This is a genomic window from Bacillus rhizoplanae, from assembly GCF_917563915.1.
Classification (GTDB): domain Bacteria; phylum Bacillota; class Bacilli; order Bacillales; family Bacillaceae_G; genus Bacillus_A; species Bacillus_A rhizoplanae.
This window is the reverse complement of the sequence record NZ_CAKJTI010000045.1, coordinates 1-19,903: the sequence shown is the minus strand read 5'-3', so window position 1 is coordinate 19,903 and position 19,903 is coordinate 1. Positions and strand designations below refer to the sequence as shown.

At 38.1% G+C, this 19,903-nt stretch carries 17 protein-coding genes and 4 pseudogenes; 13 read left to right on the top strand and 8 right to left on the bottom strand.

What is annotated here, in order from left to right:
* The 3 genes and pseudogenes from LRP84_RS21025 to LRP84_RS21015 form a co-directional block, all read left to right on the top strand.
* Nucleotides 1-741: pseudogene (locus LRP84_RS21025) on the top strand (transposase); the annotation flags it as partial.
* A gap of 399 nt (nt 742-1,140) precedes the next feature.
* Nucleotides 1,141-1,698, top strand: a complete 558-nt coding sequence (locus tag LRP84_RS21020) for a DUF7018 domain-containing (lipo)protein (RefSeq protein ID WP_098311149.1) — start codon at nt 1,141-1,143, stop codon at nt 1,696-1,698.
* Nucleotides 1,699-1,835: 137 nt separating this feature from the next.
* Nucleotides 1,836-3,272 carry an IS4 family transposase gene (locus LRP84_RS21015; RefSeq protein WP_230576877.1) on the top strand — a complete coding sequence of 479 codons (1,437 nt, stop codon included), beginning with the start codon at nt 1,836-1,838 and terminating at the stop codon, nt 3,270-3,272.
* A 142-nt stretch (nt 3,273-3,414) separates the two neighbouring features.
* Here LRP84_RS21015 and LRP84_RS21010 read toward each other — a convergent pair.
* A pseudogene (locus tag LRP84_RS21010) lies at nt 3,415-3,519 on the bottom strand (IS6 family transposase); the annotation flags it as partial.
* Between the two features lie 103 nt (nt 3,520-3,622).
* Between LRP84_RS21010 and LRP84_RS21005 the strand changes: the two are divergent.
* Nucleotides 3,623-3,994: pseudogene (locus LRP84_RS21005) on the top strand (DDE-type integrase/transposase/recombinase); the annotation flags it as partial.
* Between the two features lie 83 nt (nt 3,995-4,077).
* Here LRP84_RS21005 and LRP84_RS21000 read toward each other — a convergent pair.
* The gene (locus LRP84_RS21000; RefSeq protein ID WP_230576876.1) at nt 4,078-4,854 is read right to left on the bottom strand and encodes an IclR family transcriptional regulator; all 777 of its coding nucleotides are present in this window, start codon (nt 4,852-4,854) and stop codon (nt 4,078-4,080) included.
* A 582-nt stretch (nt 4,855-5,436) separates the two neighbouring features.
* Here LRP84_RS21000 and LRP84_RS20995 point away from each other — a divergent pair.
* Entirely contained in the window at nt 5,437-6,792 is a 1,356-nt protein-coding gene (locus LRP84_RS20995; protein ID WP_230576875.1) for an MFS transporter, read from the top strand.
* 303 nt (nt 6,793-7,095) lie between these two features.
* On the opposite strand, the gene LRP84_RS22615 is transcribed toward LRP84_RS20995, so the two are convergent.
* The 3 genes and pseudogenes from LRP84_RS22615 to LRP84_RS20985 all read right to left on the bottom strand — a co-directional run bounded on the left by LRP84_RS22615 (nt 7,096) and on the right by LRP84_RS20985 (nt 9,093).
* The gene (locus LRP84_RS22615; protein WP_367890496.1) at nt 7,096-7,200 is read right to left on the bottom strand and encodes an aspartyl-phosphate phosphatase Spo0E family protein; all 105 of its coding nucleotides are present in this window, start codon (nt 7,198-7,200) and stop codon (nt 7,096-7,098) included.
* A 179-nt stretch (nt 7,201-7,379) separates the two neighbouring features.
* On the bottom strand, nt 7,380-8,318 hold the full coding sequence (locus LRP84_RS20990; RefSeq protein WP_230576874.1) for an amidohydrolase family protein: 939 nt from the start codon (nt 8,316-8,318) through the stop codon (nt 7,380-7,382).
* A gap of 40 nt (nt 8,319-8,358) precedes the next feature.
* A pseudogene (locus LRP84_RS20985) lies at nt 8,359-9,093 on the bottom strand (IclR family transcriptional regulator).
* Nucleotides 9,094-9,269: 176 nt separating this feature from the next.
* Here LRP84_RS20985 and LRP84_RS20980 point away from each other — a divergent pair.
* From LRP84_RS20980 to LRP84_RS20950, 7 genes are read left to right on the top strand one after another with little or no spacing between them, the layout of a single operon-like run.
* The gene (locus tag LRP84_RS20980; protein WP_437438801.1) at nt 9,270-9,491 is read left to right on the top strand and encodes an aldehyde dehydrogenase family protein; all 222 of its coding nucleotides are present in this window, start codon (nt 9,270-9,272) and stop codon (nt 9,489-9,491) included.
* Nucleotides 9,492-9,517: 26 nt separating this feature from the next.
* Nucleotides 9,518-10,303 (top strand): 2-keto-4-pentenoate hydratase, encoded by a 786-nt coding sequence (locus LRP84_RS20975; RefSeq protein ID WP_230576878.1) that lies wholly within the window; start codon nt 9,518-9,520, stop codon nt 10,301-10,303.
* A gap of 32 nt (nt 10,304-10,335) precedes the next feature.
* Nucleotides 10,336-11,220 (top strand): acetaldehyde dehydrogenase (acetylating), encoded by an 885-nt coding sequence (locus LRP84_RS20970; RefSeq protein WP_230576873.1) that lies wholly within the window; start codon nt 10,336-10,338, stop codon nt 11,218-11,220.
* Nucleotides 11,221-11,233: 13 nt separating this feature from the next.
* On the top strand, nt 11,234-12,262 hold the full coding sequence (gene dmpG / locus LRP84_RS20965; protein WP_230576872.1) for a 4-hydroxy-2-oxovalerate aldolase: 1,029 nt from the start codon (nt 11,234-11,236) through the stop codon (nt 12,260-12,262).
* 14 nt (nt 12,263-12,276) lie between these two features.
* Nucleotides 12,277-13,062 carry a 2-keto-4-pentenoate hydratase gene (locus LRP84_RS20960; protein WP_230576871.1) on the top strand — a complete coding sequence of 262 codons (786 nt, stop codon included), beginning with the start codon at nt 12,277-12,279 and terminating at the stop codon, nt 13,060-13,062.
* Nucleotides 13,063-13,092: 30 nt separating this feature from the next.
* Nucleotides 13,093-13,287 carry a 4-oxalocrotonate tautomerase gene (locus LRP84_RS20955; RefSeq protein ID WP_230576870.1) on the top strand — a complete coding sequence of 65 codons (195 nt, stop codon included), beginning with the start codon at nt 13,093-13,095 and terminating at the stop codon, nt 13,285-13,287.
* A gap of 34 nt (nt 13,288-13,321) precedes the next feature.
* Nucleotides 13,322-14,173 carry a DODA-type extradiol aromatic ring-opening family dioxygenase gene (locus tag LRP84_RS20950; RefSeq protein WP_230576869.1) on the top strand — a complete coding sequence of 284 codons (852 nt, stop codon included), beginning with the start codon at nt 13,322-13,324 and terminating at the stop codon, nt 14,171-14,173.
* 507 nt (nt 14,174-14,680) lie between these two features.
* Here the strand turns inward: LRP84_RS20950 and LRP84_RS20945 are convergent.
* The 3 genes from LRP84_RS20945 to LRP84_RS20935 form a co-directional block, all read right to left on the bottom strand.
* Nucleotides 14,681-16,156 carry an aldehyde dehydrogenase gene (locus tag LRP84_RS20945; RefSeq protein ID WP_230576868.1) on the bottom strand — a complete coding sequence of 492 codons (1,476 nt, stop codon included), beginning with the start codon at nt 16,154-16,156 and terminating at the stop codon, nt 14,681-14,683.
* A gap of 422 nt (nt 16,157-16,578) precedes the next feature.
* On the bottom strand, nt 16,579-17,352 hold the full coding sequence (locus LRP84_RS20940; protein WP_230576867.1) for an IclR family transcriptional regulator: 774 nt from the start codon (nt 17,350-17,352) through the stop codon (nt 16,579-16,581).
* A 9-nt stretch (nt 17,353-17,361) separates the two neighbouring features.
* The gene (locus LRP84_RS20935; RefSeq protein WP_230576866.1) at nt 17,362-18,168 is read right to left on the bottom strand and encodes an IclR family transcriptional regulator; all 807 of its coding nucleotides are present in this window, start codon (nt 18,166-18,168) and stop codon (nt 17,362-17,364) included.
* Between the two features lie 285 nt (nt 18,169-18,453).
* On the opposite strand from LRP84_RS20935, the gene pobA reads away from it, so the two are divergent.
* The gene (gene pobA, locus LRP84_RS20930; protein ID WP_230576865.1) at nt 18,454-19,689 is read left to right on the top strand and encodes a 4-hydroxybenzoate 3-monooxygenase; all 1,236 of its coding nucleotides are present in this window, start codon (nt 18,454-18,456) and stop codon (nt 19,687-19,689) included.
* The last annotated feature ends 214 nt before the right edge of the window (nt 19,690-19,903 follow it).

Below are 19,903 nucleotides of genomic sequence, written 5' to 3'. Positions count from 1 at the left end.
GTAAGAATGATGAGCCAGAGTATTTTCGAAACGGGACCGTGAAGAAAGGAACACTCTATATTCAATTAGATATGGAAGAACTCATGAATCAATTGCCCCCTGGTCAAACATTGGAAATTTCAGAAGCATACATTGGACAGTATCAAAAACTACCAGCTCGTGTTATTATTCATCGATTAACAAAGAAACAAACAGAGAAAAGGTTGAAGGAACAAGCCAAAAAAGAAAGGTATTACCTACAAAGAACGAAGTAAACGGTTGAGTGGAATCAACGTGTATATTACGAATCTTTCTGCAGAAAATGTTCCAACGGAACATATCCATGACTTGTATTCATTACGCTGGCAAATTGAAATTTTGTTCAAAACATGGAAATCTTTCTTTCAAATTCACAAGTGCAAAGAAATCAAGAAAGAACGCTTAGAATGCCATTTATATGGTCAACTCATTAGCATTTTACTCTGTTCATCGACAATGTTTAAAATGCGTCAGTTACTCTTAGATAAGAAAAAGAAAGAGTTAAGTGAGTACAAATCCATTTATATGATAAAGAATTATTATCTATTGTTTTACCATGGATTAAAAAAGGACATCCAAGAATTATTAAAAGTTTTTCTGCGTTTATTTTATCTTTTAGAGAAAAACGGACGGAAATCTCACCGTTACGAAAAGAAAACAGTCTTTGATGTCCTAGGCGTTATGTATGATTGTACGTTGTCACAAAGTTTCAAAGTTGCATAATATTTTTCAAAACACCTATTTGATAGGTTTATTTGTTATGCACATTTTTAGTGTAGTCGTAGAAATTTCAAAAAAATACACTCACATATACCCTCTTGGTACCCTTAGCTTGATAGCAATGGGGTACCGCCCCATGCCCATCAACTTAACAGAACGAATTGCCGCAAAAAGATAAAAATGAATTTCGGTGCTATAAAAACCACAAAATTTTCGTTTTGGTGGTACTTTAAAATCTTAGCTTGATAGCAATGTGGCGGTACCCCTAATACATGTTTTCATATTATTAAAACACTCAAAATTTCTCTTAAGGATGGAAAATTTGTATATCATATTTATGTAATTTATGTTATGGTTTCATATGTTAATTATTTACAATTATTTTCAAAAGGGGTATGAGGTATGAAGGCAAAGAAACTAATATGTTTAGCATTTCCACTTATGTTAGTAGCAGGGGTAGGGTGTTCTAAAGACAATACAGAAGAAAAGAAGACTGAAACTGTTAGCAAAACAAAAATGAAAGTAGTTCTATCAGAAAAACAGTATCCCTATTATATTTGTGAACAGATGGTAGAGTTTCAATTCAAGAAGGATGAATTCGTAGCCAACGTATTGCAGGCTTCTAAGGATAAGGATAAAGTAAAGGACGTATTAAAATCAGTAGACGAGATAGAGGAAATATTAGATGCTATTGAAAACATAGAAGTCCCTAGTAAGTATAAAGACAAACAAAAGGTTATGTTAGAAGGGGTATCAGAAGCAAGAAAAGGGTTAGAGTCAATAAAAGACAGTAGTAAAAAGGATAAAACGAATATACAAGAATCCGTAACAAAAACAGTCGGAAACTTATCGACAGCAGATATAGAACTTTGGGAACCGATAGTTAAGGAAATATCTAAGGAAAACCCAGATGCTTACGAGAAAGCACTTGATAATAAAATGGAACAACATAAAAAGTAATATACAACCACACAAAGCATAAGGGGTAATAGGTCTCACCATACATGCCCATCAGCTTAAGAGATTTTAATACCCTCAAATACCAAAAAACGTCATCCTTTCTAAATAAACTAAATTAGAAAGGATGACGTTTTATTATGCATTTTTCGATTCAAGATGAATTACAATCATTTGCGGAAGAATTACAACGATATGTTACACCTGTATTCTTAGAAGAACTTGCAAGAGAAATTGGATTTATAAAGAGAAAACGTAAGCTTTCTGGCTCAGACTTAGCTACTATATGTATTTGGATTAGTCAACAGGTGGCAAGTGATCCCTTAGTCCGATTATGTAGTAGGCTTCATGCAGCTACTGGTACTTTACTTAGCCCTGAAGGCTTAAATAAATGTTTAAATGCGAAAGCAGTTTTGTTTTTACAACATATTTTTTCTTTACTCTTACAACGAAAAGTATGTGAACAAACGCAAATTTCTAACCAGCTTTTCTCTTATTTTCAACGAATCCGTATCCTAGATGCCACCGTATTTCAAGTGCCAAATGCTTTAGAAAATGTATATCCAGGCTCTGGAGGATGCGCCCAAACAGCCGGAATCAAAATTCAATTAGAATATGATCTGCACAGTGGGGAGTTTCTTAACTTTCAAGTTGGACCAGGAAAAAATAATGACAAAACATTTGGTACGGAATGCTTAGATACCTTACGGCCAGGAGATTTATGTATTCGTGATTTAGGTTATTTTTCATTGGAAGACTTAGATCAAATGGATCAACGAGGTACATATTATATTTCTCGTTTAAAATTAAATACAAATGTATATATGAAAAATCCAAACCCCGAATACTTTAAAAATGGCGCTATTAAGAAACAATCGGAATACATACAAATCGATGTAAAACAGATTTTGAAACAACTACAGCCCGGGGAAACATTTGAATTAAAACAGGCTTATATCGGTGATAAACAACAACTGTTTGCACGTGTTATTTTTCATCGATTAACAGAAAAGCAACTACAAAAACGACGAGCAAAGATTGCAGAAAAAGAAAAATCACAAAATAGAACGTACTCAGAGAAAAGTAAAATGATAGCAGGGTTAAACGTATATGTGACAAATACACCTTGGGAATGGGTTCCGATGGAACAGGTACATGAGTTGTATACGTTGCGTTGGCAAATAGAGATTGTCTTTAAAACATGGAAATCACTCTTTAAAATAGACCAGTATCGTCATGTAAAACAGGAGCGATTAGAGTGCCAGTTATATGGAAAGCTAATCGCTATTTTTCTGTGTTCCTCTACGATGTTTAAAATGCGTCAACTTCTTTTACAAAAAAAGAAAAGAGAATTAAGTGAATATAAAGCAATTGGAATGATTCAAGATCATTTATATCTGTTATATCAAGCTATACAACAAAACATCCAAGAAACAACAAAGATTCTAATCTGCCTGTTCCATCTCCTACAGAAGAATGGACGGAAACCTCATCGATATGAGAAGAAAACAGTCTTTGATATTATCGGTGTTGTCTATGAATATAATAAATTAAAAAAACAAAAGAAAATTGCATAGTTTAAAAAATGAAACCCGTTAGGGTTTATTTGATATGCGTATTTTTAAGAATATACTCCTATTTTAAGAATGCCTTAACCCGGCTGAACGAAAGTTCAGTTTGTTTCCATTCTTAAGTTGATGGGCATGTGATGTGACCCCTAATAGTTGTTGGATGAACTGAAACACCACGTTCTTTCAAAATTTCAGAGACATCACGATAGCTTAAAGAAAAACGACAATAGTAGCCAACGGCTATCAAAATAATATCTTATTTAAATTGCTTTCCTTTAAAATATCCCATTTGTTACGCTCCCGTTCATCTTTTTCCAAAGTGTACTTGAGTTTCGAAAACTTTGCAACAGAACCATTTTTATCATAGTAAATCGGGGGATACAAAAGCAGCCAAGCGCTTTTGTAATAAAGCCTTGGCTGCTTTTCATGTTTCAAAACCTAGAGTGATAATCATCGATAAAAATCTAGTCTATTCTGTATTGATTCAAGAGCCAACAGAAAAAAAGTATGACAGAAGGCGTACAAGTATGACAAATACGGTATCTCAACAATATAGTAGAACAAGACCACCGTTTCATAAAGAGAAGAGTCCGCTCCATGTTGAGATTCGAGTCGTATGAAACGGCCATGTCCATAATGAATGGCATTGAAGTGATGCATATGATAAAAAATTACAACTTCACCAATAGATGAAGCCTTTCCAGAATCAAGTGAATTGTATTCACTAACTGTTTGAATTAACAGCATAAAGTAGCATTCCGTTAGGAATTCAGTTAGTTTTTTCATTCACATTATGTTTACGCCAGAACCATTAGTATTCTCGGTAACCTAGACTCTCGGAGATTTCGTGAGCAGCATTTTTCACTTTGTTAATGAGCGAAATGTCATGTGGGTTCATTCGATGGACAGGTCCAACCACACTGACAGCATACATAACTTTCCCTGTGTAGTCCCGTACAGGTGCCGCAACTGATGCGACTCCTTCGTTAATCTCTTCAATACTTATACCATATCCTTGTTCCTTTACTACCTTTAGTACATCGCGAAAGTCATCAGGATCTGTTATCGTATGTACGGTATAGGAGGGGAGTCCTTCTTTGATACACTGTTCAATAAATCTTTCATCTTGGTGAGAAAGGATGACTTTCCCGGAACTTGTACAGTGCAAGGGATTTCTTCTGCCAACATGGGATAAAATCTGTACAGGGTGTTTACATTCAACTCGATTCAAATAGACTACATTTATTCCTTCTAAAACACCAATATGCGCCGTTTCCCCAACCTCATTGACGAGCCTTTGAAGAATGGGCTGGGACTCTCGGTTGATTTCAAGGTTGGAAGTCAGAATGGTATTTAGATTAAGAATCGATAGGCCTAAACGGTACTTTTGTGTGTCAGGATCTTTAATCACAAACCCTTCACTTGCAAGGGTAGCTAATAAACGACTAACGGTGCTCTTTGCCAGCCCTAACGAAGAAGCTAAATCCGTTACCTTTTTCTCCGGCTCATCTATTGAAAAGCTACGTAACAGCCGAAGAGCATTTTTTACCGAAGAAAGCAGATAGTCTTGATTACTATTTGTTCCCATAGAAAATGGAACCTCCTTAGACTTGTTGTTTAAATAAGAACATAAGTCTCCTATAGTAAACATTTTAACGTAAATAGAAATATAAGTTAAACTTTTAAATATTAAATTTAAATTGTTTCCTATAAAAGAATATTCTTGTCAGTATCTACGCTGCTACCAGGGAATTAATAATTCAGGTAAAAATTTTCTGATTTTTTTATCTTTATTCCATATAGAAGAACACCGTTATTGAGTAGGGAACGATATGACACTATGATTAGTTTAAAGCTGAAAAAAAGCCCAATCAAGGAGGGATAATGGCAACTAAATTTGTAGTCTTTATAAAAAATAGATTCGATGGTTAGTAGGGTGAGAAAGATGTCTTTAAAATTCGCATAATGAAGAAGGCAGAAATGAGGATTTTCAGTCAACTTGCTTTTATTGTAAGAGTTGAAGTTTTAAAGGAGGTAAGTTACAAAAAGAGGCTATTAAAATCAAAAAATGTTTGAACCAACTAATGAATACGCTTACAAAACATGGCTATAATCAGTGTTTTGAAGGTAAGTTAGGATATTTCCAGATATTTGAATGGAGGGAATCTTATTGCGCAAAATCAATGCTTCAGAAGTAGTAGCTGCTAGTAAATTTAACCGTTTTCACTTACTAGTATTTTTATGGTGTGTTTTTGCAATCGCTTTTGATGGGTATGACATTGCAATGTATGGGGTTGGTTTACCTTTAATGATGCAAGAATGGAATTTAACGCCTGTTGAAGCAGGGGTAATTGGTAGCTATACATTGGTAGGAATGATGGTAGGGGCTTTAGTTTTTTCTCCTTTAGCTGATACAATTGGGAGGAAAAAAGTATTAGCTGTTTGCATGTTTTTGTTTAGTGTTTTTACTTTACTTGCAGGCCTTGCCTCTAATCCAACTTTCTTTACAGTAATGCGCTTTATTGCCGCATTGGGGATGGGAGGAATAATGCCTAATGTTATTTCTTTAATGACAGAGTATTCTCCTAAAAAGAACAGAGCACTGACTGTAGCAACTATGTATTGCGGCTATTCACTGGGCGGAATTTTAGCATCTTTAATCGGCATGTATGTTATGGAGGATTATAGCTGGAGAATGTTATACTGGATTGGGATTATTCCACTATTTACACTACCACTATTTATGAAGCAGTTCCCCGAATCCCTTTCCTATTATATTGTCCGAAACCAGGCTAAAAAGCTTGCTGAAATTCTCAATCGAATTAATCCCTATGGGAACTATGAAGAAACCGATGATTACGAATTTGCTAGTGCTAAAGAAAGTGCAAAAGGCTTCCCTGTTAAGAAATTATTTGAAAATAAACGTGCAGTAAGCACTTTTGCCTTTTGGATGGCTGGCTTTAGCTGTCTTCTCATGGTTTACGGTATTAATACATGGCTGCCAAAAATTATGCAGCAGTTCGGTTATGGTCTTACTTCAAGTTTGTCTTTTAATCTTGTATTATGTGTAGGTCAGATAGGCGGTTCCTTAATGGGTGGATATTTAGTTGATAAAATCGGCCATAGAAAAGTTCTGACTTCTATGTACATTTTAGGTGCAGTGTGCTTCGTAATATTGGGTCTAACTTCAAATGTATTTGCTTTATATTTTCTTATTGCTTTAGGTGGAGGCTGTACAGTTGGAACAATGAATCTTACAAACCCTTATATTTCGGAATATTACCCAAGAGAGGCAAGAGCGACTGGGATTGGATGGGCCTTGGGAATAGGAAGGATCGGAGCTATTCTTGCTCCCACTTTAGTAGGTCTGCTGCTAGCGATGAAACTTCCCCCACAAAATGCTTTTATGGCATTTGCTATCCCTAGCGTTATAGGGGCAGTGGCATTATTATTTGTACAGGAAAAGTTCGGAAGCTACGATAAAGTATCTGTACAAGAGAAACAAGATATAAAATTAGAGGTATAAATACGTAAAAAGAAATCAATACCACAAAATATTTTGATCTTATCCCTGTCAAGTAGACAGCTATAAAAAAGCCTAATCAACCAGTGTGTTTCGGTACTCTACCGGAGCACACTGGTTGATTTTTTTCTGCAATCGTTTATGGTTATAGAATTAGATAGAGTCCTCGATAACTTGATGGAATTCCCTTTCTATTTTATACGAAGAAAACTACACCGCCCTTTGAGACCATTTTGATCGGCATTTTGAAGAATGGATTAATAGTTAAGTAGCTCTGTAATTCTATTCTAAATTAGCTAATTGCAATTAATTCATCAACTGATCAAGATTCTGACTAACTCCTACAGTTTGAGGGTTCATAAAACTTTTTTTAAGGGCGGTAGATATCATTAGCTCTCTGGTGTATTCTATCTTTGCTATTAATAGGTGAAATTTGTAGTGAGTGTCAAATAGAGTTAGCTACATTCTCATAAATTGTCTTAATGTATTGGTCATCCTTAAAATGAAGGTATGTAACTACCTTATTTAAGTTGTAATTACTCATTTTTTATTTAGAAATAGATTTATTAGTATGAGAATTCAATTCTAAGTTAGATAGATAGGAGAGATCGAACACCACTCTCATTGTATGTTGCAGGAGGCCAGGCACATAAATCAAAAGGAAAATCAGATCCAGGTACCACTTTGTCCTCTCCTACCACTTCGGTTAAATAATCTATGCTTGCATCGTTCCATAGTACAGTGTCGTACCAAAAGCGACGTAAATATTCTTGCGGAGAATCCTGTAGCGAAGCTGAAACACCTGTCCATTTCTCATATCCTTTATTCAATCGGCCAATTTGATAGGGAAGAAAACCGCCTCCATGGGCTAGCAGAATTTTTACATTTGGGTATTTGTCAAGTAAACCACTTAACAATAAATCTGCAGCACAAATAGTCGTTTCCCACGGAACTCCGATTAGATTAGGCATCATCCTTTGTTTCAACCGCGGATCTTCACAAAGGAGGGGATGAATAAAAATAATAGCCTTTTGATGATTGGCTTCCTCCCAAAAAGGGATAAAAAATTCGTTTGTTAACATAATATTTGATAGTCCAGGACCGATAATGGCTCCTTTTAATCCTAAGTTCATCGCATGTTTTAGCTCATTTGCTGCACGAATGGAATTGTTCAATGGAATAGTAGCTAATGCTGATAATCGGTTGCCATTGTCATGAATCCAATTGGCTAATGAACGATTATAGACTGCTGAAAGTTCGCTGGTAACATCTTCAGGAAAATCATACATAAAAAGTTGGGGGATAGGTGAGACAAGGGAGTGGGAAACACCAACCTTCTCTTGCTCTTGCATGTATAATCCGGGATTGATAAAGGACTCTTTCAGCTCAAATCCCCATTTATTATTGATGGTAAGAAAATCTGCTTGGTGTGGTGCTTTCTTTTCCCATTTTGCATGAACTAAATGCTGGTTATCTTTGACCCAAAGTAACACCTCTGGTGGAATAAAGTGAGTATGCATATCAAACATATTAATCACGCTCCTAGTTTTTTTATACCTTTTTAACAAATTAATGTTTCCAGTAACCCATTCTTTCAGAGATTTCTTCAGCAGCACGTTTCACTTTATTGATAATTGAAATATCGTAGGGGGTCATTCGATGAACAGGACCAATAACGCTAATTGCATAAACCACTTTTCCGGTATAGTCTCGTATAGGTCTGCAATCGATATAACGCCTTCGAGAAGTTCCCTAACACTGATTGCATAACCTTGGTTCTTCATCGGTTTTAGCACGACACGAAAGTCATAAGAATCGGTTATGGAGTTTATATTGTATTTATGAAGCACTGCTTTAATAAAGTGTTCGATTACTTCATTCTCTTAATAAGCCAACATAACTTTCCCCGAACTTGTACAGTGAAGGAGGGTTCTTCTTCCGACATGTGAAAGATTTATACAGGACGTTTGCATCTAACTTTATTTAAATAGACAATATCTGTGCTTTCTAAAACAGCAATATGTGCTGTTTCCTCAATTCGATGGACAAGTTGTTGAAGAATAGGTTGTGACTCATGATTAACCTCGAGGTGGGACGTCACAATGGTATTTAAATTAGAAACAGACAGGCTTAAACGATATTTTTGTGTTTCTTGGTCTTTTAGGACAAATCCTTCGTTTGCAAGAGTAGCTAACAAACGACTAACGGTACTTTTCCCCAATCCCAGTGAAGAGGCCAAATCGGTTACTTTTTTTCCGGCTCATCTATAGAGAAGTTACATAATAGACGAAAAGCATTATTCACGGATGAAAGCGGATGTCCTGATTTGTATTAGTTACCATAGAAACCATTATCCCTCCTTTTAAATGTTCCACATAGAAGAATGCAGTTCTCCTATAATATGATTCTCATTTTAACATAAAAACAAAGAAACAGAATACTCAAAAAACATTTAATATGTTCCGTATATAAGAATATTGATGTTGTATAGGAAACAAAGGTGCTTTACTATAAATAACAAGAAATTTCAAAATCTTTCATTCCAAAAAATCGAAGCGGGAATCGTTTGGATAAACACTTGGTTTTTACGTAATTTGCGCACATCGTTTAGCGGCATGAAGCAAAGTAGTATTGAATGCGAAGGTGGTATGCATAGTTTTGAATTTTACAGTGAATTATCAAATATTTATATCAAATTATAGGGGGAGTAACTTTGAGTTTAGTAGATATTAAGGAAGTAGAAAAATTTTCTGAGCATCTGGCTCAGGCAGAAATTCAAGGTCGAGGGGTATCTCCTCTCACCAAACTGAATTCGGCTATAACCATTCAGGAAGCGTATCAAGTTCAATTGCTTACCATTCAAAAGAAAGTAGAAGCTGGACAGCGGGTTGTAGGCAAGAAAATAGGATTAACATCTGCGGCGATGCAAAATTTGTTGGGGGTAGACCAACCTGATTATGGCCATCTATTGGATGGTATGGTCATTGAAAATGGAGGAGAAATCTCATTAGATAAGGTTATGCAGCCGAAAGTGGAAGCAGAGATTGCTTTTGTGTTGAAAAAAGATTTAGTAGGACCACGTGTAACGGAAATGGATGTTTTACACGCCACCGATTATGTGCTTCCTTCCTTAGAAATTGTAGATAGCCGAATCGCAGACTGGAATATCAAACTGCAGGACACAATTGCTGATAATGCTTCTTCAGGACTTTACGTGTTAGGTGGAAAACCTCTTTCTATTCACCAACTCGATCTTAAACAAGTGGGAATGGTGCTTTACAAGAACGGCGAGATCATGAATACAGGGGTCGGCGCTGCGGCTTTAGGACACCCAGCTACCTGTGTAGCTTGGTTAGCCAATAAACTGTTTGAATACGGAATTACGCTCAAGGCAGGAGAAGTTATTCTTTCAGGGGCACTTTCTGCTGCCATCAACGGCGAACCTGGAGATCATTTTCAAGCGCGCTTTGCTCATTTAGGCGAAGTGAACGTTCGATTTGCTAATAATGGTTAAAAAACAGAATGATAGAAAAGGAGTGAAGATTCATGTCCCAAGTGAGAGTAGCCATTCTTGGATCAGGAAATATTGGTACAGATTTAATGATGAAGTTAGAGCGTTCCGATGTATTACAGCTAACAACGGTAATTGGGATTGACCCTGAATCAGACGGTTTGCGCCGTGCGAAAGAAAAAGGTTATGCAGTAATTGATACGGGAATCAAAGGATTTCTTGAACGACCGGAGTTGGCTGACATCGTCTTTGATGCAACTTCCGCCAAAGCACATATACGTCATGCTAAATTACTAAAGGAAGCAGGGAAAAAGGTTCTTGATTTAACACCTGCTGCAGTGGGAGACTTGGTTGTTCCTCCAGTAAATATTGATGAACATATTGAGAAAGAAAATGTCAATCTCATTACGTGCGGGGGACAGGCAACGATTCCGATTGTGCATGCGATTAATCGGGTGAGCCCGGTGGACTATGCTGAAATTGTTGCAACCATTTCCAGTAAAAGTGCGGGACCAGGAACACGAGCGAATATTGATGAATTTACGCAAACTACCTCACGTGGAATTGAAGTGATTGGCGGAGCGAAAAAGGGAAAGGCTATCATTATATTAAACCCCGCGGAACCGCCTATTCTGATGAGGGATACTGTCCACGCATTAGTGGAAGAAGGAACGATGGATGAGGCAGCTGTCGTACGATCGATTCATGATATGGTCGAAACCGTACAATCCTATGTACCTGGATACCGCCTAAGAACAGAACCAATAATTGAGGAGAATCGAGTAACTGTATTCTTGGAGGTAGAAGGAGCCGGAGACTATTTACCAAAGTATTCAGGTAATCTCGACATTATGACGGCTGCTGCGGTTAAGGTAGCAGAAGAATTCGCCAAGCACAAATTGACGGCACAAACGATTTAGAGGAGGGAATCCCATGACAAAAAAACGTGATATTTTAATTACTGAAGTAGCTCTGCGTGATGGAAGCCATGCTGTTGCTCATCAATATACGGTCGATCAAGTAGTAAAAGTGGCCAAAGCTTTAAATGAAGCGAATGTACCTTATATTGAGGTATCCCACGGTGATGGGCTTGCTGGCTCCTCTTTACAATATGGATTATCTCGTACAAATGAATTTGAATTAATTGAATCGGCTGTGTCGGTTTGTGATCAATCTAAAGTGGCTGTCTTGCTTCTACCGGGAATCGGAACGATGAAAGATTTGAAACAAGCTGCCAGCCTTGGAGCCAAAATGGCTCGTGTCGCTACACATGTTACAGAGGCGGACGTATCAGCCCAACACATTGGGCTAGCGAAAGAACTTGGAATGGAAGCAGTAGGATTTTTAATGATGTCCCATATGGCACCGGTAGAGAAACTAGTGGAGCAAGCGAAGTTGATGGAAAGTTACGGGGCAGACATCGTCTATGTGGTGGACTCTGCGGGAGCCCTTCTTCCCCATCAAGTAAGGGAAAGAATTCGCGCCCTAAAGCAAAATGTAGGCGTAGAAATTGGCTTTCACGGACATAACAATTTGTCATTAGCAATGGCTAACACATTAGCTGCCATTGAAGAGGGAGCTAACCGCATTGATGGAAGTGTCCGCTGTTTAGGTGCCGGTGCCGGTAATACACAAACAGAAGTACTGGTTGCTGTTCTAGATAAATTAGGAGTTGAAACAGGAGTAGATCTTTATAAGATGATGGATCTTGCAGAAGATATCGTGGCACCTATTCTTCCAAAACCGCAGGAGATTACAAAAGACAGCCTCGTGCTGGGTTATGCAGGAGTTTATTCAAGTTTTCAGCTTCACGCTCAGCGGGCGGCTAGAAAGTTGGGAATTGATTCCCGTGATGTTTTAGTTGAACTCGGAAAACGTAAAGTAGTTGGTGGACAAGAAGATATGATTGTGGACGTAGCAGCAGAAATTGCTAAGAATAAACTTGAATCGCTCACTCAGTAAAGGAGGAATAAAAAATGAATGCAGTAAATTATAAATCGACGGCTGAATTTTTACATCGAGCTGAAATGGAAAAACATGAAGTGGTTCGAATCACAGCAGATTATCCGAATTTGACGGTTGAGGAAGCTTACAAGGTTCAACAAGAATTAGTTGCAATTAAATTGGAGCAAGGACACCGAATCATTGGCCCTAAAATGGGGTTAACGAGCCAAGCTAAAATGAAGCAGATGGGTGTGGAAGAACCTATTTATGGCTATATATTTGATTATATGAATATATCTGAAGGCGGCACAATTAAGATGCAAGATTTAATTCATCCTAAAGTAGAAGCAGAAATCGCCTTTGTTTTAGGAGGAGATATCGAAGGTCCGGGCATCACAGGAGCTCAAGTACTTGCAGCAACAGAATACGTGGTACCAGCACTTGAGATTATTGATAGCCGTTACGAGAATTTTAGGTTTACGCTACCTGATGTCATTGCGGATAATGCCTCGTCATCAAGAGTGGTATTTGGGAACTGCCTAACAAAACCTGAGCGCTTAGAGTTAGATTTAGTAGGTGTTACACTCTCTATTAATGGAGAAATCAAAGATTTTGGGGCGGGGGCTGCCGTTGTAGGACATCCAGCTAATTCTGTCGCCATGCTGGCCAATATGTTGGCAAGAAAGGGCGAGAAGTTAAAGGCTGGAGATGTCATTTTAACTGGTGGTGTAACTGGTGCTGTGATGCTGGCGGTCGGTGATACAGTGTCAGCCAAGTTGGACGGATTAGGAGAAGTTTCTTTTAAGGTGGCTGAATAAAAAATTTCTACTGTAGTGGGGGACCGATTCATGCCGATTGTAAATATTCAACTAGCAGAGGGAAGAACAGAAGAACAGATCAAAGAAGTTATTCATAATGTAACAGAGGTTATAAGTGCAACACTTGATGCTCCGAAAGAAAATATTCGTGTTCTTGTATCAGAGGTTCCGAAAACTCATTGGGGTATTGGAGGAAAAGCTATGTCAGATCGAACAGATAGATAGTCAAGTCTGCTTAGGAACAAGGGGAGGAATTAATATGACGCTTGAATTGGGAATGCTTGTTCCTCATACACCTCGCATGTGTCATGAGGATCAGGCTCCGGAGTTTTTGAACGAGATAATAGAGGGGATGCATCAAGTTGCAAAGGTTATTGAAGAAGCAAAACTTGATGCGATTGTGATGATTTCTTGTCATTGGCTATCCAGCTTTAAGCATTTTGTTGATGGCACGCCGGAACATAAAGGAGTTTTAACAGCCTTTGAGTGTCCTGAATTGATTTCTGATGTTCCATACTACTATCCAGGAGATACAGAGCTTGCAAGTCAGTTAGCGGAAGCAGGGAACAAAGCAGGTATTCCTGTTATAGAGGTAAACGATCCTACATACATATGGGATTACGGTACAATCGTCCCTCTTCGCTATCTTATTCCAAAAGAGAATACCCCTATCATTGATCTTTCAGTAACATGGGCGGCTAGTTTAGAAGAAACGTATGCCTGGGGTCAACAAATAGGAAAAGTTTTACGGGAAAGCGATAAACGTGTCATGTTTATAAGTAGTGGGGCTCTTTCTCATAATCTCGTAAGGGGGCCAGAAGCTATGCCATCCTTGTCGGAGCAGGCTCTTGATCGTCAATTTCTAGACTATCTACACAATAATAATCTTGAAGCTGCTTGGAAAATGCTACCTCAGTATGCGAAAAATGCGGGTGTAGAATCAGGAGGGCGTCATCTGGCAGCATTACTAGGTGTGTTGGAAGAGAGTAAGAAGAGCAATTATTATGGCTATGGTCAATCTTCAGGCAGTGGCAATGTGATCATGACTTTCGAGCCTCTATATTCGAAGTTCAATCATCATAGTCCATCTTCATCTGTAGAGGTAAAATGAAAATAGAAACGATATAAAGAATATAGTAAAAATACCTTTTCCACTGCAATAACGAGTTATTATGAATCCTATCGTAGGTTTTATAGGTATTCAGTTTTGTTACTAGATACGCTTATAGGTTGCTAGAACGTAATAAATATTCCATTCCGAGCAATTTACGTATAAACTTAACTTTATTTTGGGCAGAATTCATCCCTTGGTGAATTTGCCCTTTTTTTCATTATATCTATTCAATATCGCTTAATGTAGAAATGGCTGTTTCATACGACTTAAATCCAGCATAGGACAGACTCGTTTTCTAATTAAATGTTGTTCCTTGTCCTACTATATGGTTTAGATAACCAATCTATCTTATTTGGATATCTTCAGGCAGCTTTTTCCCATCTTCTAGCTATTGAATGGCTACAGAATAACCTAGATTTTTATTAACGATGATGCTACAAGGCTTTAAAACATGAAAAGGATGCAAAGCTTCCTTTAAGAAGCGTTTTGCATCCTTTTGCTCTCTTATAATTTAATACAGATATTTGTTAATTCACTGTAAAACTCAAAACTATGCATACCACCTTCGCGTCCAATACCGCTTTGCTTCATGCCACCAAACGGTGTGCGCAAATCACGTAAAAACCAAGTGTTTACCCAAACGATTCCCGCTTCGATTTGTCCTGCGACACGGTGAGCACGTCGTAAATCATTCGTCCAAATAGAAGCACTTAATCCATAATGTGTATCATTTGCTTGTGCAATGACTTCCTCTTCTAAATCAAAAGGAATCACGGTTACAACCGGCCCGAAAATTTCTTCACGAACCACACGGCAATTACGATCTAGCCCGGTAATAATGGTTGGCTCAAGATAGTATCCTTCCTCTAGTCCTTCTGGACGTTTACCACCAGTTAAAACTTCTCCACCTTCTTCTTTTGCCAATTGAATGTAGTTCGTTACACGCTCATAATGCTCTTTTGAAATAAGTGCTCCTACTTTTGTTTTAGGATCGAATGGATCGCCTACAATAAGTTCCTTTGTTTTTGCCACAAACTTTTGCAGAAACTCCTCGTAGGCTGTACGCTCCACATAAATACGCGATCCACACATACATACTTCCCCTTGATTAATAAAGCTGGACTTGATAGTTGTCTCAATTACCTCATCTAAATTGGAATCGGCAAAAATAATATTTGGGTTTTTACCGCCTAATTCATACGAAAGCTTCTTTAGCGTTTTAGAAGCTGCTTGCATGATGGTTTTTCCAGTTGTTGTTTCCCCGGTAAAAGAAATAGCATCTACATCAGGATGTTCTGATAGCGCAGCACCAGCAGAATTAGGACCAAAGCCGTGAACAATGTTAACAACTCCATCTGGAACCCCAGCTTCGCGGCAAATTTCTCCAAGTAAAGTAGCAGTCATTGGAGTTAATTCAGCTGGTTTGATAACAGCTGTATTACCTGCTGCTAAGCATGGTGCCAATTTCCACGTTAACAATAGTAGCGGAAGGTTCCAAGGATTAATCATTCCTACGACACCAACAGGACGACGAATCGAATAATTAATGGCTACATCGTCTGTTTGATAAGCCTCTGTTCCGATTCCTCTTAAATAGTCAGCAAAGAAGTGGAAGTTATAAGCAGAACGTGGAATGTCGAGAGAACTTGAAAGCCAGTAAGGTTTCCCGGTATCTAATGATTCCAATTTCGCCAATTCGTCTTTTCTCTCTAAGATGATATCTCCGATTCGTCTGATGACAGCAATCCGTTCGTCTGTAGTCATCTTCTTCCATGGTCCATTTAATGCCCGTTTTGCCGCGGCCACTGCCAGGTCAATTTCTTCATTTCCTCCCTCGGATACTTTCCCTAATACTTCTTGTGTTGCCGGGTTAATATTGTCAAATGTCTTACCACTTTTAGATGGAAGATATTGTCCATTAATAAAATGTTTACAATCAAAAGCCTTTACATTACTCTCTACTAGTGTTTGTGACTGCATATGTGAAACCTCCTTAAGTTTAAAAGTTAATTAATTTTTTGAATTTCTTGTTATTAATGATAAAACGCTTCAGTTAACTATACAACAACGTAGTTCTTGTATACGGAACAATATAAAATTTTTTTGAGTATTTTAAGCGGTATCGAGGCGATGCATATAATTAGAAAAAGACAACTTCTTTTAAAGAAGTTGTCTTTCGAGAATAAAACGAATTGTATCTATCGACTGTTTAAATTAACCTCTTGACTCAAGAGGCCAAAGAAATAAATAGCTCTATGTTTCTAATGAATGTTTTTGCACCAAAACCCTTTTTAGAGTGGGTGTATATGCATGTACAGGTTTAATAGTTTTGTATACTAAAATCACCCTCTCTAGAGGATCCTTCTATACATCCCTATTCATCATTTGATAAGAAGTTTTTGTTACATAGTACGTAAGAGATGAGAGATTTCGTGAGTAGAATTAGTTATAAGTTTAATAAGCTTCGGAGCTGTATGATTGTTAATACGCTGGATTGGACCAGCCACACCGATAGATGCAATTACTTGCCCATTAGGATTTTGAATTGGAGCTGAGATTGAAGAGACTCCTTTACATAGCTCCTCAATACTCAAGAAATAACCTTGTTTTTTGATTTGTTTTAAACGGTTAAACAAAGTGTGTGAATCGGTAATTGTTTTTGGTGTATACCGTTCTAGTTTATTGAGTAGGAACTCCTCAATAAACTTCGGTGACTGGTGAGCGAGCAGAACTTGTCCGGTACTTGTGCAATGAATTGGGTTTCGCTTCCCCATATAGGAAAGTAAGCGCAAGGGATGGGAACATTCAATTTTATTCAGATACATTACCTCATTTCCCCTTAGAATCCCAATATGAGCAGTTTCATTGGCTTGATGGACAAGTGCTTCTAAGACAGGTTGGGAAATCATATGGAGTTTGGACTGTCGCGTTACTATGTTTCCAAGAGCCAAAATAGGTGTTCCTAGACGATACAATTTGGTATGTAAGTCCTTTGCAATAAAACCTTCACTTAACAGTGTTGTTGCTAAGCGGTGGGCTGTACTATTAGCAATTTCTAACCTATCTGCTATTTCATTAATTCCTAGTTCGGGATCATCACTAGAAAATAATTCTAATAGACGTAATGCATTTTCTAAAGTCGTGAAACGCTTTCCATCTCTTTTATCTTTAGTCATATACCTCTCCTAATACTTTTTATTATTGTTTATTAATTTTGATTTAATAGTCTCAATAAACCCGAGTTGTTCGGAAAGCTTCATTCCGGCGAGATTAAGAGTTTGAATGTACACAGGAAACTGATGTTCAAGCATTCTCTGTGTAGGTCCAACAACACTAATAGCAGCAACAACGTTCTCTGTGTAATCCCTTACAGGAACAGCAATACTAACTACTCCCTCATGTAGTTCCTCGATAGCAATCGAATATCCAATGCGCTTAATATCCATCAAATTTTCTCGAAGTTTCTTTGGAACGGTAATGGTGTTCGGACCATAGGGAATTAGTTTAGAATGTAAAACTGTATTAATTAGGTCTTCACTTTGATAAGCAAGAATGACTTTTCCTGCACTGGAACAGTAAGCCGGATTTCTTTTTCCAATGTCGGAGAGAAGACGAACAGGATGTTTGCATTCCACCTTATGAAGATAGACTACATCGTTTCCTTCCAAGACATTAATATGGACAGTTTCACCTAATTGTTCCACTAGATCTTGTAGAATCGGCAGCGATTCCCTATAAATTTCCATGGTATTAGTAATGACTCCATGGAGTCCCAATAGAGATAGCCCTAGACGGTATTTGCTATTTCTTTCGTTTTTCTCAAGATACTCTTCTTTTAATAGGGTTGAAATCAGGCGGTGAGTTGAACTTTTATTTAATCCAATTCTGGAAGCAATTTGAGTTACTCCTAATTCAGGTTCATCCATCGAGAACAAACGAAGAATTCTCATTGCATTTTTAACGGAATGGAGAAGATAATCTCGTTTTTCCATGTAAACTACACTCCAAAAAAGTTTTTTATGTTCCGCATAAAAGAATTATGGTCTTCTATTTGGTACTCTTATATTATAGCATAATCATCAGAAATATTTAAATATTCACAATTATTATAAAAACATAAAAACATTATGATTTTGGTTTTATGCCAACCAAAAAACACTGCTAGTTGCAACATCGAACATAGAGAGGACAGCGTTCGTTTTATGGAAGTAATTACTGATACTGTACACTCTGAAATACTTTATGTATGTACCTAAACCCATAAAGGAGGAAACAAAATGCGTACACAAGTTGGAATAATTGGAGCCGGTCCGGCAGGGCTGATGTTATCACATCTTCTACATCTTCAAGGAATTGAGTCAATTATTATTGAAAACCGCACTCGTGAAGAAATCGAGGGAACAATCCGTGCCGGTTTGCTTGAGCAAGGTACAGTGGATCTCATGAAATCGACGGGTGTAGGTGAGCGAATGATGAAAGAGGGGCATTTCCATGAAGGGATCGAACTCCGTTTCAATGGAAAAGGTCACCGCATCAACCTACATGAGCTTACCGGCGGAAAGAAAGTAACGGTATATGCTCAGCATGAAGTAATTAAGGATTTGGTTGACGCCCGTCTTAAGGTAGGTGGAGAAATCATTTTCAATGTGAGTGATACAAGTTTGCATGATCTTGATACTTCGGCTCCAAAAATCCGCTTTCGCAAGGACAAGGACGGCGATCTTCAGGAGATTACCTGTGACTATATTGCTGGATGTGACGGTTTCCACGGGCCAAGTCGACCTTCTATCCCTAATTCTATTCGCAAAGAATATCAAAAAATTTACCCGTTTGGCTGGCTTGGTATTCTTACTGAGGCCCCTCCTTCAGCGCCCGAGTTGATCTATGCCAACCACGCCCGTGGCTTTGCCCTGCTTAGTACACGCTCACCGGAAATCCAGCGCCTCTACATTCAAGTTGATCCTAGAGATGACATCGCGAACTGGTCCGACGACCGGATCTGGGAAGAACTCCATGCACGACTTGCGACTAATGATGGCTGGAAACTAATCGAGGGACCAATCATTCAAAAAAACATTGTCTCAATGCGTAGCTTTGTATGTGATCCGATGCAGTACGGTAGGCTTTTCCTTGCAGGTGACGCAGCACACATCGTTCCACCAACCGGCGCGAAAGGACTCAACCTGGCTATGGCAGATGTTCAAGTTCTTGCACGTGCTCTCAGTGCCTTCTACACATTCGGTAATACCGAACTAATTGGGAACTATTCTGAAACATGTCTGCGTCGTGTTTGGAAGGCAGAACGCTTCTCTTGGTACATGACATCTATGTTGCATCGCCACCATGACCACACTCCGTTTGAAAATCAAATGCAGCTGGCTGAACTTGATTATGTAACGTCCTCAAGGGCTGCAGCAAAAAGTCTCGCCGAAAATTATGTCGGTTTGCCTATGGAATGGCCAGAAAAATGGCAGAAAAAAACGGCGATGGCTGCACTAAACCGTTACAGCTAATCTTGGTTTTATTACGGAAACAACTCCATAGAAATCTGACGCGTCTAACTTCATAATTAAAGTAATGTGCTTCGTTGACTCAATAAGTAAAAATATCCCAATAACGTAAACCCTAGGTTCTGGTGCAAAAATAAAATAAAAGAGAATAAAGCGCATATATTCCTAACGGAATCGTATCTTATGCTGCAAGTCCAAACAATTGATGGATGAATTC